The sequence below is a fragment of the Bacteroides sp. 41_26 genome, assembly GCF_949740115.1.
In the GTDB taxonomy this organism is placed as follows: Bacteria; Bacteroidota; Bacteroidia; order Bacteroidales; family Bacteroidaceae; genus Bacteroides; species Bacteroides nordii.
This window is the reverse complement of record NZ_CATJGZ010000058.1, coordinates 28022-43286: the sequence shown is the minus strand read 5'-3', so window position 1 is coordinate 43286 and position 15265 is coordinate 28022. Positions and strand designations below refer to the sequence as shown.

At 42.2% G+C, this 15265-nt stretch carries 13 protein-coding genes; 2 read left to right on the top strand and 11 right to left on the bottom strand.

Annotation, left to right across the window (positions count from 1 at the left end; genetic code table 11):
* Positions 1-3: 3 nt before the first annotated feature.
* The 11 genes from QX565_RS05690 to QX565_RS05640 all read right to left on the bottom strand — a co-directional run bounded on the left by QX565_RS05690 (position 4) and on the right by QX565_RS05640 (position 12904).
* Positions 4-1251 carry a DUF1015 domain-containing protein gene (locus QX565_RS05690; RefSeq protein WP_289291799.1) on the bottom strand — a complete coding sequence of 416 codons (1248 nt, stop codon included), beginning with the start codon at positions 1249-1251 and terminating at the stop codon, positions 4-6.
* A gap of 8 nt (positions 1252-1259) precedes the next feature.
* Positions 1260-2180 (bottom strand): NAD(P)-dependent oxidoreductase, encoded by a 921-nt coding sequence (locus tag QX565_RS05685; RefSeq protein ID WP_221650010.1) that lies wholly within the window; start codon positions 2178-2180, stop codon positions 1260-1262.
* A gap of 119 nt (positions 2181-2299) precedes the next feature.
* On the bottom strand, positions 2300-3367 hold the full coding sequence (gene serC, locus QX565_RS05680; RefSeq protein ID WP_221650011.1) for a 3-phosphoserine/phosphohydroxythreonine transaminase: 1068 nt from the start codon (positions 3365-3367) through the stop codon (positions 2300-2302).
* A gap of 516 nt (positions 3368-3883) precedes the next feature.
* A complete protein-coding gene (locus QX565_RS05675; RefSeq protein WP_289291796.1) occupies positions 3884-5215 on the bottom strand; it encodes a DEAD/DEAH box helicase in 1332 nt (443 codons plus the stop codon).
* Between the two features lie 141 nt (positions 5216-5356).
* Complete coding sequence (gene nqrF, locus QX565_RS05670; protein WP_002560537.1) at positions 5357-6628, bottom strand: NADH:ubiquinone reductase (Na(+)-transporting) subunit F; 1272 nt, start codon at positions 6626-6628, stop codon at positions 5357-5359.
* A gap of 22 nt (positions 6629-6650) precedes the next feature.
* On the bottom strand, positions 6651-7277 hold the full coding sequence (gene nqrE / locus QX565_RS05665; RefSeq protein WP_002560538.1) for an NADH:ubiquinone reductase (Na(+)-transporting) subunit E: 627 nt from the start codon (positions 7275-7277) through the stop codon (positions 6651-6653).
* Between the two features lie 87 nt (positions 7278-7364).
* Positions 7365-7997: an NADH:ubiquinone reductase (Na(+)-transporting) subunit D gene (locus QX565_RS05660; protein ID WP_195449576.1), complete on the bottom strand. Its 633-nt coding sequence runs from the start codon at positions 7995-7997 to the stop codon at positions 7365-7367.
* A gap of 16 nt (positions 7998-8013) precedes the next feature.
* Positions 8014-8703: a Na(+)-translocating NADH-quinone reductase subunit C gene (locus QX565_RS05655; protein WP_002560540.1), complete on the bottom strand. Its 690-nt coding sequence runs from the start codon at positions 8701-8703 to the stop codon at positions 8014-8016.
* Positions 8704-8718: 15 nt separating this feature from the next.
* A complete protein-coding gene (locus QX565_RS05650; RefSeq protein ID WP_195660114.1) occupies positions 8719-9897 on the bottom strand; it encodes an NADH:ubiquinone reductase (Na(+)-transporting) subunit B in 1179 nt (392 codons plus the stop codon).
* Positions 9898-9949: 52 nt separating this feature from the next.
* On the bottom strand, positions 9950-11299 hold the full coding sequence (locus tag QX565_RS05645) for a Na(+)-translocating NADH-quinone reductase subunit A (protein ID WP_221650013.1): 1350 nt from the start codon (positions 11297-11299) through the stop codon (positions 9950-9952).
* 201 nt (positions 11300-11500) lie between these two features.
* On the bottom strand, positions 11501-12904 hold the full coding sequence (locus QX565_RS05640; protein ID WP_289291790.1) for a C1 family peptidase: 1404 nt from the start codon (positions 12902-12904) through the stop codon (positions 11501-11503).
* Positions 12905-13135: 231 nt separating this feature from the next.
* Here QX565_RS05640 and QX565_RS05635 point away from each other — a divergent pair, with 231 nt between their 5' ends.
* Both QX565_RS05635 and QX565_RS05630 read left to right on the top strand, forming a co-directional pair.
* On the top strand, positions 13136-14389 hold the full coding sequence (locus QX565_RS05635) for a BamA/TamA family outer membrane protein (RefSeq protein ID WP_221650015.1): 1254 nt from the start codon (positions 13136-13138) through the stop codon (positions 14387-14389).
* 124 nt (positions 14390-14513) lie between these two features.
* Complete coding sequence (locus QX565_RS05630) at positions 14514-15263, top strand: TolC family protein (protein ID WP_221650016.1); 750 nt, start codon at positions 14514-14516, stop codon at positions 15261-15263.
* Positions 15264-15265 lie beyond the last annotated feature (2 nt).

Genomic DNA, 15265 nt, shown 5'->3' with positions numbered 1-15265 from the left:
CAACTAACTAAGTTTATGAATCACCAGCCCCGAACGAAGTTTCGGTTCAAACCAGGTAGTCTTCGGCGGCATGATATTGCCAGTATCAGCAATATCCATCAATTGTTTCATTGAAACAGGATAAAGTGCCAAAGCTACTTTCATTTCACCGCTATCTACACGTTTGCTCAATTCTCCCAGACCACGGATACCACCTACAAAGTCGATACGCTTATCCGAACGAAGGTCTTTAATACCTAAAATTTCATCCAGAATCAAGTTGGAAGAAATAGTAACATCCAATACACCTATCGGATCGTTATCATCATACGTTCCGGTCTTCGCTGTAAGACTGTACCATTTACCATCCAGATAGAGGGCAAAATTATGCAGTGCATTCGGTTTGTAAATCTCCATACCTTTTTCTTCTACAACGAAATTCTTTTCGAGCGCAGTAAGAAACTGTGCAGGAGTCAAACCATTGAGGTCTTTAACCACACGGTTATAATCAATAATAGTCAATTGATTGGCAGGAAAACATACAGCCATGAAATAGTTATACTCTTCATCTCCACGATGATTCGGATTCTGTTTTGCCTTCTCAGCACCTACAAGTGCGGCAGCGGCAGAACGGTGATGTCCGTCAGCAATATAGAGTGCAGGCATTTTAGCAAACTCAGCTGTGACAGAAGCGATATCCTCTGCCTGGTCTATAATCCAGAAAGTATGTCCGAAACCATCACCCGGAGCTATAAAATCGTATACAGGATTCTGAGCAGTATATTTCTTGACGATGGCATCCAGCTTCGCATTATCAGGATATGCAAAGAATACCGGTTCAATGTTGGCATTGTTCACGCGGACATGTTTCATGCGATCTTCTTCTTTGTCGCGACGGGTCAGTTCGTGCTTCTTGATAATACCATTCATATAATCAGGAACATAAGCACCCACAACAAGTCCGTATTGTGTCTTACCATTCATTGTCTGAGCATAGATGTAATAGTTTTCTTTATCATCCTGCACCAACCAGCCTTTGTCTTGAAACAGTTTAAAGTTATCGGCAGCTTTGATGTACACCTTCTCGTCATGCTCATCCGTACCTACAGGAAAATCTATTTCAGGCTTAATTATATGATAGAGTGATTTCTCATTTTCACCAGCTTCTGCACGTGCTTCTTCTGAATTAAGTACATCGTAAGGACGCGAGGCAACTTGCTCCACTAATTCTTGTGGAGGACGAATACCTTTAAATGGTTTAATTGTAGCCATAAGTCTTATTACTTATTTACGCGGAATTTTTCGCAACCGTCTTTCAGGAAACCAACGATCTGTTGTGCAGCAGCAATGCCGGCATTGATATTAGCTTCAGCTGTTTGTGCACCCATTTTCTTAGGAGTGGAGAAATAACGTCCGGCAAAAAGTTCGGTGAACTTAGCATTAGCAGCAGGCATAATATCGGTAATATATTTGAAATCGGGACGACCTTCCATCAACTGAATAAGTTCGTCTTCATTGATAACTTCCTTACGTGCAGTATTTACCAAAATAGCTCCTTTGGGCATATCCTTCAACAAAGCATAGTTGATAGAGTTCTTCGTTTCGGCAGTAGCAGGAATATGCAGAGAAACAACATTACAGGTTTTGTAAAGTTCTTCGGCAGAATCAACCGCTTTAACGCCATCTTTCTCGATTACTTCTTTCGGGCAGAATGCGTCATAAGCATAGATTTCCATTCCGAAACCTTTAGCCACACGTGCTACATTGCGACCTACGTTTCCGTAAGCATGAATACCCAGCTTCTTACCCATCAGCTCAGTTCCTGATGTTCCATTATAAAAATTACGGACAGCATATACCAGTAAGCCAAAAACAAGTTCGGCTACCGCGTTGGAATTCTGTCCCGGTGTGTTCATTACACATACCCCGTGTGCAGTTGCAGCAGCAAGGTCTACGTTGTCATAACCGGCTCCGGCGCGTACCACGATTTTCAGTTCTTTGGCAGCATCCAGCACTTCGGCATCTATAATGTCACTGCGTATAATGATTGCATTGGCATCTTTTACTGCATCCAATAATTGTGCCTTCTCTGTATATTTTTCAAGTAAAGCAAGCTCGTATCCGGCTGCTTCGATTTCTTTGCGAATACCGTCCACAGCTACTTTAGCAAACGGTTTATCGGTAGCGATAAGTACTTTCATGATTCGATGTGTATAATTATAAAAAAACGATCCACTACAAACTGACACAGAGTTTCATAGAGGGGACTGCTAAAAACAGAAAACTCCGTGAAACTCTGTGATACTCTGTAGTGAGAATATTAATGAAGTTTCTCAAATTCCTGCATGCAGTCAATCAATGCCTGTACGCTTTCTTTAGGCAAAGCATTGTAGCATGATGCGCGGAAACCACCTACAGAACGGTGTCCCTTGATACCTACCATACCTCTTTCAGTAGCAAACTTCATGAAGTCAGCTTCCAGATCTTTGTATTCGGGAGCCATTACGAAGCAGATGTTCATACGTGAACGGTCTTCTTTAACAGCTGTTCCTACGAACATCTTGTTACGGTCGATTTCAGCATACAGCATATCGGCTTTTTCGATAGCACGGCGTTCCATTTCTTTCACACCACCTTGTGCTTTGATCCAACGCAATGTCTGCAGTGCAGCATAGATAGGCACTACCGGAGGAGTATTGAACATAGAACCATTGTCAACATGTGTCTGATAATTCAACATGGAAGGAATAGACCGTGATACTTTGCCCAATGCATCATTCTTCACAATTACAAAAGTAACACCTGCAGGTGCCAGGTTTTTCTGTGCACCACCATAGATACAGATATATTTTGAAACGTCGATAGGACGAGAGAAAATATCGGAAGACATATCGGCAACCATCGGAACCGGAGAGTCAAGGTCTTCTTTCAATTCTGTACCATAAATAGTGTTGTTAGTAGTGATGTGGAAATAATCAGCATCAGCCGGAACTGTATAATCTTTCGGAATATATGTATAGGTAGCTTCGGCAGAAGAGGCAACTTCTACAACTTCGCCAAAGGCTTTGGCTTCTTTCATCGCTTTCTTGGCCCATACGCCGGTATTCAAATAAGCAGCCTTCTTCTCAAGGAAATTGTATGGTACCATGCAGAACTCCATACTGGCACCACCACCCAGGAACAATACCGAATACCCTTCGGGGATGTTGAGTAATTCCTTGAATAGTGCTACGGCTTCATCAACCACAGGTTGGAAGTCCTTAGCGCGGTGGCTTATTTCCATCAGTGAGAGACCGGAACCATTGAAATCTAAAATAGCCTTCGCTGTATCCTCAATCACCTCACGCGGAAGAATAGAAGGTCCTGCATTGAAATTATGCTTTTTCATTTGAAGTTTGTTTTTGGTTTAACATTTCGTTACTTGTGTCTTTTGACATTGCGAAATTACGGAATTATTTCCGTAAAACAAATCTTTCATTATAAAATCACATTCGGTTTGCTGATTTATCTTACTTTTTATTGGTTTATGCAGGATATATGCACCATTTTGTCATGTATGGATATCAAGAGTGAGCATAAAGAATAAAGTAATAGTATCGGATATTTTTTACTTAAAGACTGAAAGTAAAAGGGATATAAAATGAATATTTATGATATAAAAGAAAGAAAAAATATCCTCCGGAGGATATTCATGTTTAATACGGTATTTCACCACAGAGGTCGCAGAGGGCACGGAGTTTTAGTTCTTTGATGAAACGCGGATGATCTCTGATTCCCGCAAAAGGATATAACAATAAAATAAAGAACTACAGTTTTTTAATCAGCTTTTATCTGCGATCATCCGCGTTTCATCAGAGAAAATAATATCTCTGTGCTCTCCGTGTCCTCTGTGGTGAACTGATAATTAATCAGCTTCTTCAATAACGGTTTTCATTCCTTTTATCTTTTCTCCCCGGATAAGAGTCAGTAACTGCTTCACCTTCCCCCGACGAATAGCAACGAAAGCATAATGCTCTTTTACATCAATCATCCCCACATCTTCACGAGAAAGGTTTCCCTTCTTATACAAGAATCCTGCAATGTCTATACGGCTTAGTTTATCTTTTTTTCCTTTACCTATATATAAGGTAACCCAAAGCGGCTTTGAAGGACGCGGAGCTTGTTCCGGAAGTTCATACATTTCGATATCCATAGGAATATATTCCGGTGTTTTTTCTTCTGCGTTCAGAATGAGATAAGAGGTTCCGGCAGCATCCCAACGAGCTGTACGCCCGTTCCGATGGGTAAAGGCTTCTTCATTCACAGGCATATGATAGTGAATGATGTGCTCTACTTCCGGAATATCCAGTCCACGGGCAGCAAGATCGGTGGAGACAAGTACATGACAGCTTCCGTTACGGAATTTATAAAGTGCACGTTCGCGGTCGGGCTGCTCCATACCACCATGAAAGCGTTCGTTATACATGCCCTTTTCAGTAAGCAGTGCACTCACACGTTCCACCGCATCCCGATGATTACAAAAGACAATACTGGAACTACTCCCCAGTGTACAAAGCAACTTATAGAGTGTATCAATTTTATCTTTTGCAGGAGAGATGACTTTCATTAAGGTCAGTCGCGGTGCTTCTGTGGGGGTATCCGGCAGAAAATTCAGTTTAATAGTACGGTTCAGTCCGGTGAACTGTGGGATTTCTTCGGCATCTGTTGCAGAGAGGAGTACCCGTTTTTTTAATCCGGGCAGTTGAGTGATGATCTCAGCCATTTCATCATGGAAGCCGAATTCAAGAGACTTATCAAACTCATCAATAATAAGTGTACGGATTGTATCGGGATTGAAATTCCCTTTGGCAAGGTGATCTGTTATACGTCCCGGCGTACCGATAATGATTGCAGGATGATTACCTTGAATGCTCTTTTTCTCTTCACTAATAGGGTGACCGCCATAACAGCAACAAGTCTTCCAGGAGGAATTCATGGCTTTGAATACAGAATCTATCTGTAAAGCCAGTTCCCGCGAAGGTACGAGAATCAGTACTTGTATTGTATTATCATCCGGTTTCAGGGATAAAAGCAAAGGTAGCAGAAAGGCCAATGTCTTACCCGATCCGGTAGGTGAAAGCAATATTACGTCTTTTTCTTCAGAAGCAGCATCCAGCGCAGCTTCTTGCATAGGATTCAGCGCTTCAATCTTCAGATTTCTCAGCGCAGCTTGTATCAATTCATTCTTTTGTTTCATAATGGCACAAAGATAGGGAGATTTACGATTAGACGATTTACGATTTACGATTAAAGTTTACTATGATTCCTTAAAATCAATAGCTATAACTAACTCCAATCATAAATTGTAAATCGTCTATCGTAAATTTCAGCGCTTTCCTTATGCTCCGAAATTATCGAACATCAGATTCTTAGCCGGTACCCCCAGGCTATCGAGCATCTTCTCAACAGCTTTAGACATCGGACCAGGACCACACATGTAGTATTCAATATCTTCAGGTGCTTCGTGGTTTTTCAGGTAAGTTTCATAAATTACTTCATGAACAAATCCTGCTGTATAGCTAACACCCGCTGCATCTGCTGCAGGATCCGGACGGTCAAGAGCCAAATGGAACTTGAAGTTCGGGAAGTCTTTTTCAATCTGCAGGAAGTCTTCCAGATAGAACACTTCATTCAACGCACGTGCACCGTAGAAATAGTTCATGATACGATCTGTTGTATGCAGTGTCTTGGTCAGGTGCATGATTTGTGCACGCAACGGAGCCATACCGGCACCACCACCAATCCACATCATTTCATTCTTAGAATCGAATATCGGATGGAAGTCTCCGTAAGGACCGCTCATGATTACCTTGTCGCCGGGTTTCAGTGTGAAGATATAAGAAGAAGCGATACCCGGCATTACATCCATAAATCCAGGACCTTGATCTTTCGGTTTGAAAGGAGGTGTAGCAATACGTACAGTCAACATGATACGGTCACCCTCAGCTGGATAATTGGCCATAGAGTAAGCACGAATGGTCTCTTCATCATTCTTGCACTTGAGTCCCATGAGACCAAACTTTTCCCAAGCCGGCAGATATTCGTCACCGATCAGACTTTTATCAATGTCTTTATTATAATCCATTGAAAATTTAGGAATCTTGATCTGTGCATAAGAACCCGGAACAAAGTCCATGTGTTCGCCCTTCGGCAGAGCTACGATAAACTCTTTGATAAAAGTTGCTACATTCTTGTTTGAGATAACCTCGCACTCCCACTCTTTCACTCCCAGGATTGACTCGTCAATCTTAATAGACATATCCTGTTTCACTTTTACCTGGCAACCCAGACGCCAGTGATCAGCTTGCTGTTTACGAGAAAAGAATCCGGTTTCAGTAGGAAGAATCTCTCCTCCTCCTTCGAGCACCTGACAGCGGCATTGTCCGCAAGAACCTTTACCACCACAAGCCGATGAAAGGAACACATTGTTGGCAGACAGCGTACCCAGCAATGTACCACCGGGAGATGTCTTCAGTTGTTGTTCGCCATTCATCGTAATCGTAACCTCGCCCGAAGGAGTCAGATAACCCTTCGCAACGAGCAGTATAATGACAAGCAGGAGAATCACTCCAAGGAATACTCCGATACTCGCTAATATTAAAGACGTCATTGTATTATTCTTTTTACTTTAGTTATAATTTCAATCCAGAGAAACACATAAAGGCCATTGCCATCAGTCCTACAGTGATAAACGTAATACCCAAACCACGTAGCGGAGCGGGAACATCAGAGTAAGCCATCTTTTCGCGGATAGCAGCCAGACCGACGATTGCAAGCAACCAACCGATACCGGAACCTAAGGCATAAACCACCGCACTACCCACACCTGTGATAGCTTGCGGATTGGCAGGGTCCATTGTTATTCTCTGCTGCATGAACAGTGAAGCACCCATGATAGCACAGTTCACAGCAATCAGTGGAAGGAAGATACCTAAAGAGGCATACAGTGAGGGAGCGAAACGCTCTACCACCATTTCTACCAACTGCACAATACCGGCAATAACGGCAATAAAGAGAATAAAGCTAAGGAAGCTAAGATCGACACCTTCGATGATAGCATTGGCAGCCAGCACCTTCGTCTGGAGCAAGTAGTTCACAGGAAGCGTAACCACTAATACGAAAGTTACCGCAATACCCAGACCTACAGCAGTTTTCACATTCTTCGATACAGCCAGGTAAGAACACATACCCAGGAAGAAGGCGAATATCATATTGTCCACAAATATGGAGCGGACGAATAAACTTAATAATTGATCCATTTGATTTATGATTTCTAATTTATGAATTATGAATTATGTTAGAATTAGGATATGACTATGTACACGACATAAATCACACTTCATAAATCATAATTCTTGTAATTCTTTATGTTTCGCACGCTGATACCAGATGATACAAGCAACGATAATCAATGCCATAGGAGGCATCAACATCAGACCGTTGTTCAAGTAACCCATTTTGTAGAATGACTCCGGGATAATGCGGAAGTTCAGCAAAGTGCCCGAACCCAACAATTCACGGAAGAAAGCTACAATAATCAGAATCTTAGCATATCCAAGTCCGTTACCTATACCGTCGAGACATGACTCCCAGGGACCGTTCTGCATAGCAAAAGCTTCAAGACGTCCCATCAGGATACAGTTAGTAATAATCAGACCTACATAAACAGAAAGCTGAACACTTACATCATAAGCAAATGCTTTCAATATTTCACTCACAATAGTAACCAATGCAGCTACTACTACCAACTGAACAATAATACGGATACGGTTAGGGATTGTCTTTCTCAGCAACGAAATAACAACATTGGCAAAAGCTGTAATTACTGTCACGGATAAACCCATAACGATAGCCGGTTCCAATTTGGCTGTTACCGCCAGTGCCGAACAGATACCAAGCACCTGTACGGTAACCGGATTGTCGACTCCCAACGGAGCAAAGAATACTTCTTTATTCTTTTTAGAAAATAATTGGCTCATATTCTATCGTTCCTCCTTATTTATTAGTTAAAAAATTATTGTACTGACCCAGACAGTTCTTAATCATATCATCTACACCCTTAGAAGTAATTGTACCACCCGAAATACCATCGACCTGATATGCAGGATCAGTAACTTTACCATTCTTCTCAACAGCCAGAGCAATCTGCCCGTCTTTCATCACTTTCTTACCATCAAACTCTTTCTGAAAAGCAGGAGTTGCAATCTCAGCTCCCAAACCCGGAGTTTCACTTGCATGAGAGAAGTACACACCGTAAACCGTGTCTTTGTCTTTGTTTAAACCTACATATCCCCAAATCGGCCCCCAAAGTCCGGCTCCCGACAAAGGAATTACATATTTGGTCTCTCCCTTCACATCGCACACATACAGCGGAAGCTGACGCTCTGCTTCCGGCTTAGACATTTCGGCAGCCATATCTATTGCGAAACCACCATTTTCGGAAACAACCTCTCCGTTGGCGTTCAGAATCTCATCTGCTTTCACATATGTTTTATACAGTTCTTCCGCATTCTGACCTTTTGTGTCAACGTTCAATGCAGCCAGAATCTGTTTCATCTTATCCAACTCTTCGTTCTTTTTCTGCGTCGGTTTCAGAGAAGCAGAAACAAAAGCCAGAAGGAATGCTACGATAACAACCATTACCGAAGCATAAATGATAGTATAGGTATTACTATTTGTATTCATTGTTTTCGTTCGGTTTTAATTGTTAGACTTAACAGCACGTTTCTCGCGACGACCGATATTGCTCTGTACGATACAGTAGTCAATCAGCGGTGCGAAGATATTCATCAACAGAATAGCAAGCATCATACCTTCGGGATATCCCGGATTGAGCACACGGATTATGATAGCCATAGCACCGATAAGGAATCCGAAAATATACTTACCTGTTTCCGTACGGGCAGAAGTAACAGGATCGGTAGCCATAAATACAGCACCGAAACAAAAACCACCCAACACAAGGTGTTCGTACCAAGGCATATGAGCCATAGCAGTGTCCGGACCAGCAACATTAAAAATCCATCCCATAAAAGCACCACCTACAAATACAGAAAACATAGTTTTCCAGCTTGCAATGCCTGTCCACAACAGCAGGATCGCTCCCAGTGCAATGGCAATAACACTTGTTTCACCGATAGAACCCGGAATAAGCCCCGTCACCATATCCCATGAGAATGGAGGATAACCATCGGGGGTTAATGCAGTAGAAGCTACACCGAGTGAAGTAGCAGCAGTCAGCCCATCTACGCTCTGTCCCATACCGAATATACTCTGTCCGGATACCCAAACGGCATCACCAGACATCTTAGTAGGATATGCAAAGAACAAGAATGCACGGGTTACAAGAGCAACGTTGAACACGTTCATACCCGTACCACCAAATACTTCTTTTGCGAAAATTACAGAAAATGCAGTTGCAACAGCCAGAATCCAGAGTGGGCAGTCAACCGGCACAATCATCGGAATAAGCATACCTGAAACCAGAAAACCTTCCTGAATTTCTTCTTTCTTCCATTGTGCTATAACAAACTCGATACCAAGACCGACTACATAGGATACAATAATTTTAGGCAATACAGCCAGGAATCCATAGGCAAACATTTCCAGAAAACTACCTTCGCCTCCTGTATGAGTGAAATGCTGGTAACCTACGTTGTACATACCGAACAGCAAAGCCGGCATCAACGCAATAACCACGATCGACATTATACGCTTACTGTCAATCGCATCGTGAATATGCGTTCCCGTTTTCGAAGTGGTGCTGGGGACGAACAAGAATGTTTCAAAACCATCAAACACCGAACGAAACGCGTGGAATTTGCCGCCCTCTTCAAAGTTCGGCTTTATCTTGTCGAGATAATTTCTTAACGCTTTCATTAATATATTTACTATTTATCTATTTACTAATTACTATCTGATACCTCAATGCTTACATCATTTCGGCACGGAGCATATCCAGTCCGAGGCGGACAATGTGTTGCAGCTCCAGTTTGGATGAATCTACAAACTCACACAGGGCAAAGTCTTCCGGAGCTACTTCGTAGATACCAAGTGCTTCCATACGGTCGATATCCTGAGCAATGATTGCCTTGATAAGGAACTCGGGCAGAATGTCCATCGGGAACACTTTATCGTATTCGCCGGACATGATCATATGACGTTCCCCCCCCTTGATACGTGCATCCATTGTGTATTCTTTCTTAGCCATCAACCAGCTGAAGTAAGAACGGTGTACACTGAAGTGGTTGAAACGCGGCATGATCCATCCCAGCATTTCGTGGATATCATTACCTTCGGGGATAACTGTTACCTGGCTATGGAAAGCACCAAGAAAGCCATTCGGAGATACCAATTTACCAGTCAGCACATTGCCGCTGATATAGCGTAATTCTTTATCTTTTGTTACGTTTCCGGCAAAGATATTAGTCAGTAATGCACCTACACGCAGCTTACAATAAGCTGGTCTCAGTACTTCAGAACCTGTTACGGCAACCGTACGAGTCATATCTACACGCCCTGTATTCATCAGTCGTCCGATGAAGATTACGGCTTGCGGGTCAATGGTCCATACTGTTTCACCTTTTACTATAGGAGCAACATGGTTAATCTGCACGCCTACATTTCCAGCGGGGTTTGGTCCGTCGAAAGCAGTGATAGTAACATTCTTCGCCTGTGTTAAGGCTGCTGATTTCTGTTTCACACTAATGCCGAGATAAGTTTTAGCCATCTTAGCCAATGCATCGAGACCCGTCTGGAAATTTACTTCTTCTCCTTTGAGTGCGAATTCAAATTCAGGAGCCAATGGATTACTATCGAATGCAGAAACGAAAATTGCTCTAGGGGCAATATTCGGATCGGCAATCACATCGTAGGGACGTTGCTTGATGAAAGCGAACATACCTGCCTGCAACAACAGTTCCTTGACCTGATCAGCATTCAGCTGGGCAACATTCTGCTTGCCGAACTCCTCGTAGTCCTGCTCAGCAGCGGCTTCCACAACGATACTCATCACCTTACGGCGATCACCGCGTTCCACGCTTGTTACCACGCCGCTAACGGGCGAAACAAATTTCACTTCAGGATGATTCTTGTCGATAAACAAGGGTCCTCCAGCCATCACATATTCCTGCTCTTTGACTACCACTTTAGGAGTCACCCCAGGAAAGTCGTCGGGTACGAGTCCGTAAAATCCCGGCTCCTTCACTGCAGCTATCTCTTCAGCAGCTTTGCCTTTCAGGTTGATGTCAAGGCCTTTACGTAACTTTATTACATTTGCCATGTGTTATATAAAATAATGGTTTCATAATTTGCCCGCAAAAGTAATAAATAATAATGTGAAATAAGAGGAAAAAAGAAAGGAATTACGGAGATTTTTCCGTAATTCCTTTCGTTAACGTACACGAGGAAGAGAATAGTGAGTAGGGTTTAGTGATAAGTGATTAGTAGTTGCGCTATTACGCCGCATGGTACTAATCGCTAATCACTCCTCTTCCGGAGCAAACATCGGGTCCCATGCCGGCAGACGAACAGGCTTCTGTTTTAGAATTTCCATGACTTTTGATGTGGCGAATTTCTTTTCCACTACCAGACGAAACATATATTCATTAAACCATTCATCCGTCATTATAAGATGTCCCTGATAACCGGAACCTGCGCCCCAGCTATTCTCAACCATCCATTTCACAGGCTTTCCGTCTTTGTTGATATCAACAGCCATTAATGTCATCGCATGACTTGAGCCACTGGAAAAAGTCTGAATACGCTGTTTTTTATCCATTCCAAACGTAGTACCCATTAAAGAACCGTAGTCATAGTTATTAACATCAAGCAGTCCGCGATCTGAGTTCAGAAATTTACCCACATCACAAGAGAAATACATCATAGTGCTGTCCTTCAACGAAGCAATAGCCATCTCTTTAATCTCCTCTATCGGCAAATTGACGTATGTCCAGTTATGTCCGTCATAACGATGGCGGTCAAAATCTATTTCATAACATTTATAATACTCACGACTCGGATCATTCATCAGCATCACATAATTATTGATAAGATTCTCATCTCCGTATTTCTTCAGAAAAGACATTGGAGTGTACTGTTCTGTTTCCACCGGATTCCCTTTGGCATCGTAACGAGTCCATGTAAATTCTGTAGGAGGGACACCCAAATTTAATACCAACATACGATAAACAGTACCCAGCATCTCTGTTTTGCTCTTCTCAAGAGCAGCAGCCTTCGCCCCTTTCGAAGCCTGTTCACGCAATTGCAAACCAAATTCACGTAGTTTAAGTGAAATCAGATTTGCCATCCGTGCTGTATTCTCACTGCTATTCGTTTCAGGCATCACGCCCTTGGGTACCAATCCATATTTCCCCACAATATCTGCAACTCCTGTAAATGTCCCACCGTCACTCAAAGGATTGCGGAACAACCATTCCACCATCTTATCATCCATCGGTTTTTCGCGTGTATCAATCACTCCCTGCAAGAAGAGATTAGCCTTCTCCAGCTGATCATAAAAAAATGGATAGGTCTGTGAGAATTCAAACGAAGTCAATCCATACTTTGCAATCGTTTTGGCACGCATTACGTTCAGTCCGGTGAAAAGCCAGCAACGCCCCGATGACTTCTGATCGGTAATCCCTTTGGAATCTACTTTGATAGAGAAGTAAGTATCCAGCCCCGTCATATTATCCTGATTCAAAGCCAGTTTGCGGATATCATTATTACCAATTGCATTACGCAATGCCTTATCTGCACTTGTTTCCTGGTAACTCTGTTTAATCTGATTCAGCATCTCACTGCTGATTCCACCCTTGTCCCGCTGTGCCTGTACAGAAAAAAAAGCAGCACTCAGAACAAATAATGATAAAATTCGTTGATTCATATAAATAATGTATTAAATAATATGCCAATGTGCTAATGTGCCAATTGGCTGCGCTATGATGCCTCACGGTAATTGGCATATTGGCACATTAGCGCATTGACACATTATCCTTTTGCAAAATTAGTATCCTTTTTTGGAATTTTTATCCATTCCTTTAGATTTATTACCTATTCGGCTGGAAACTATTCCGAATAAAACAGTTTTCTTTGCACCCTCATTCATAAAGAGAATATGAAAAGATATATAATAGGTATATATATGGCGCTAATTCCCGCCATTACTCTTCTGGCACAAGAAGAAGGCATCACATTTTTAAAAGACGGCAAACTGGAAGTTAATACGGTATTTAATCCCGACAGTCTGAAACAGGATACTCTTCCGAAACTTTCCAAACGCGAGCTACGCCGATTGCATGTGGCGAAACGAAATCTCCATTACAACATCCTGGGTGGTCCGAGTTACAGTCCGGATTTCGGATTCCTCATTGGCGGTAGCGCTCTTATGACCTTCCGCATCAATCCTAGTGATACTACCCAGCAGCGTTCTGTTGTACCCATGGCTATTGCCTTCATGTTCAACGGCGGATTGAATCTCTTCTCCAAACCTCAGTTATTCTTCAAAGGTGACCGTTTCCGTATCTTCGGACAGTTCAGCTATAAAAATACACAGGAAAATTTCTATGGAATAGGCTATACCACCAACAAAAATTATGTACGTAGTGACACCACCAGCCAGTACCGATATAGTGGCGTGCAGATAAACCCCTGGTTCCTTTTCCGCCTGGGCGAAAGTAACTTCTTCGCAGGTCCACAGATAGATATTAACTACGATAAAATGAGTAAACCTGCAAAATACCTTGTAGACCAGCCTTCTTATATTGAAGCAGGTGGAACGGCTCATGGTTATAGTAACCTTAGTTCCGGGGTTGGTTTCCTGCTGACGTATGATACACGTGATGTTCCGGCCAATGCATATCGGGGCATATATCTTGACCTTCGCGGTGTCACGTATCAGAAGTTTTTTGGTAGTGACAACGAATTCTACCGTCTTGAAATAGATTACCGCCAATACAAAACAGTAGGCCACCGTAAAGTGATCGCCTGGACTGCACAAACCAAAAATGTCTTTGGAGATGTACCTCTGAATAAGTATGCCCTCAGTGGGACACCATTTGACCTTCGTGGTTATTATATGGGACAGTACCGGGATAAGTCTTCTCATGTCATTATGGGTGAGTATCGCCAGATGTTCAACACGGACAAAAGCACATGGATAAAGAAAATGGTCAGCCATATCGGTTTTGTAGCCTGGGGTGGATGCGGTTTCATGGGTCCTAATCCTACCAAAATCGAAGGCGTGCTGCCCAATGCCGGAGTCGGATTGCGTATCGAAGTGCAACCCCGTATGAACGTCCGCCTCGACTTCGGTCGCAATATGGTAAATAAGCAAAATCTGTTCTACTTCAACATGACAGAAGCCTTCTAAACGAGGGCTATCTCCATTTTTAATTAAAAAAAGAAAATAGAAGAAGCATAAAGAACACAGAATAAAATAATTATCTATATTTGCGGTAGATTACACAATTAAATACAAGCAATTCAGGATAATTATGAAGCATTTTTGCTATCTGTATTCTTTTTCTATACTTCTTCTTTGCGCAGTGCCTTCGTTAGTGAAGGCACAAGAGATGAATGATAATATTAAATCTGAGGTAACAGATTATACTAACATCGTACTCCCCCCACTTGATTTACTTTTTGAAAATGCAAAAGGCGGACCTACTTACGAACTCGCCCAAGTAAAGGAACAGATAGAACGCAAATTATTGGCGAAAGAGAAAAGAGCTTTCCTTGGTTTTTTCAGTTTAAGAGGTAGTTATCAATATGGTATGTTCGGCAACGAAGGTACATACACGGATGTTGCCATTGCTCCGTATCTTACTTATACTACTCAAGCACAAAGAGGTTATACTGTTGGTGCAGGAGTTAATATTCCTATCGATGGTCTTTTCGATTTAAAAGCTCGTGTTAACCGACAGAAGCTTGCAGTAAAGGGTGCTGCATTGGAAAAAGAAATTAAGTACGAAGAAATGAAGCGAGAAATAATCGAAATGTATACGACGGCAACCTCACAGCTCAGCGTACTAAAATTACGTGCAGAAGCACTTGAACTTGCGACACTGCAATATGAAATTGCAGAAAAAAACTTTGCTAATAATAGTATTGATACCGGAGATCTTTCTGTAGAAAAACAAAGACAATCTTCTGCTATGGAAGCCTATGAAAAGAGTAAGTTTGAACTTACTAAAAGTTTAATGATACTTGAAGTTATTACCCGTACTTCTATTTTACGAAAATAAAC

What these genes read in the sequence shown, in the direction of transcription:
- QX565_RS05690 (WP_289291799.1), bottom strand. Translation starts at nt 1,251, where the DNA reads ATGGCTACAATTAAACCATTTAAAGGTATTCGTCCTCCACAAGAATTA.
- QX565_RS05685 (WP_221650010.1), bottom strand. Translation starts at nt 2,180, where the DNA reads ATGAAAGTACTTATCGCTACCGATAAACCGTTTGCTAAAGTAGCTGTG.
- serC (WP_221650011.1), bottom strand. Translation starts at nt 3,367, where the DNA reads ATGAAAAAGCATAATTTCAATGCAGGACCTTCTATTCTTCCGCGTGAG.
- QX565_RS05675 (WP_289291796.1), bottom strand. Translation starts at nt 5,215, where the DNA reads ATGAAACAAAAGAATGAATTGATACAAGCTGCGCTGAGAAATCTGAAG.
- nqrF (WP_002560537.1), bottom strand. Translation starts at nt 6,628, where the DNA reads ATGACGTCTTTAATATTAGCGAGTATCGGAGTATTCCTTGGAGTGATT.
- nqrE (WP_002560538.1), bottom strand. Translation starts at nt 7,277, where the DNA reads ATGGATCAATTATTAAGTTTATTCGTCCGCTCCATATTTGTGGACAAT.
- QX565_RS05660 (WP_195449576.1), bottom strand. Translation starts at nt 7,997, where the DNA reads ATGAGCCAATTATTTTCTAAAAAGAATAAAGAAGTATTCTTTGCTCCG.
- QX565_RS05655 (WP_002560540.1), bottom strand. Translation starts at nt 8,703, where the DNA reads ATGAATACAAATAGTAATACCTATACTATCATTTATGCTTCGGTAATG.
- QX565_RS05650 (WP_195660114.1), bottom strand. Translation starts at nt 9,897, where the DNA reads ATGAAAGCGTTAAGAAATTATCTCGACAAGATAAAGCCGAACTTTGAA.
- QX565_RS05645 (WP_221650013.1), bottom strand. Translation starts at nt 11,299, where the DNA reads ATGGCAAATGTAATAAAGTTACGTAAAGGCCTTGACATCAACCTGAAA.
- QX565_RS05640 (WP_289291790.1), bottom strand. Translation starts at nt 12,904, where the DNA reads ATGAATCAACGAATTTTATCATTATTTGTTCTGAGTGCTGCTTTTTTT.
- QX565_RS05635 (WP_221650015.1), top strand. Translation starts at nt 13,136, where the DNA reads ATGAAAAGATATATAATAGGTATATATATGGCGCTAATTCCCGCCATT.
- QX565_RS05630 (WP_221650016.1), top strand. Translation starts at nt 14,514, where the DNA reads ATGAAGCATTTTTGCTATCTGTATTCTTTTTCTATACTTCTTCTTTGC.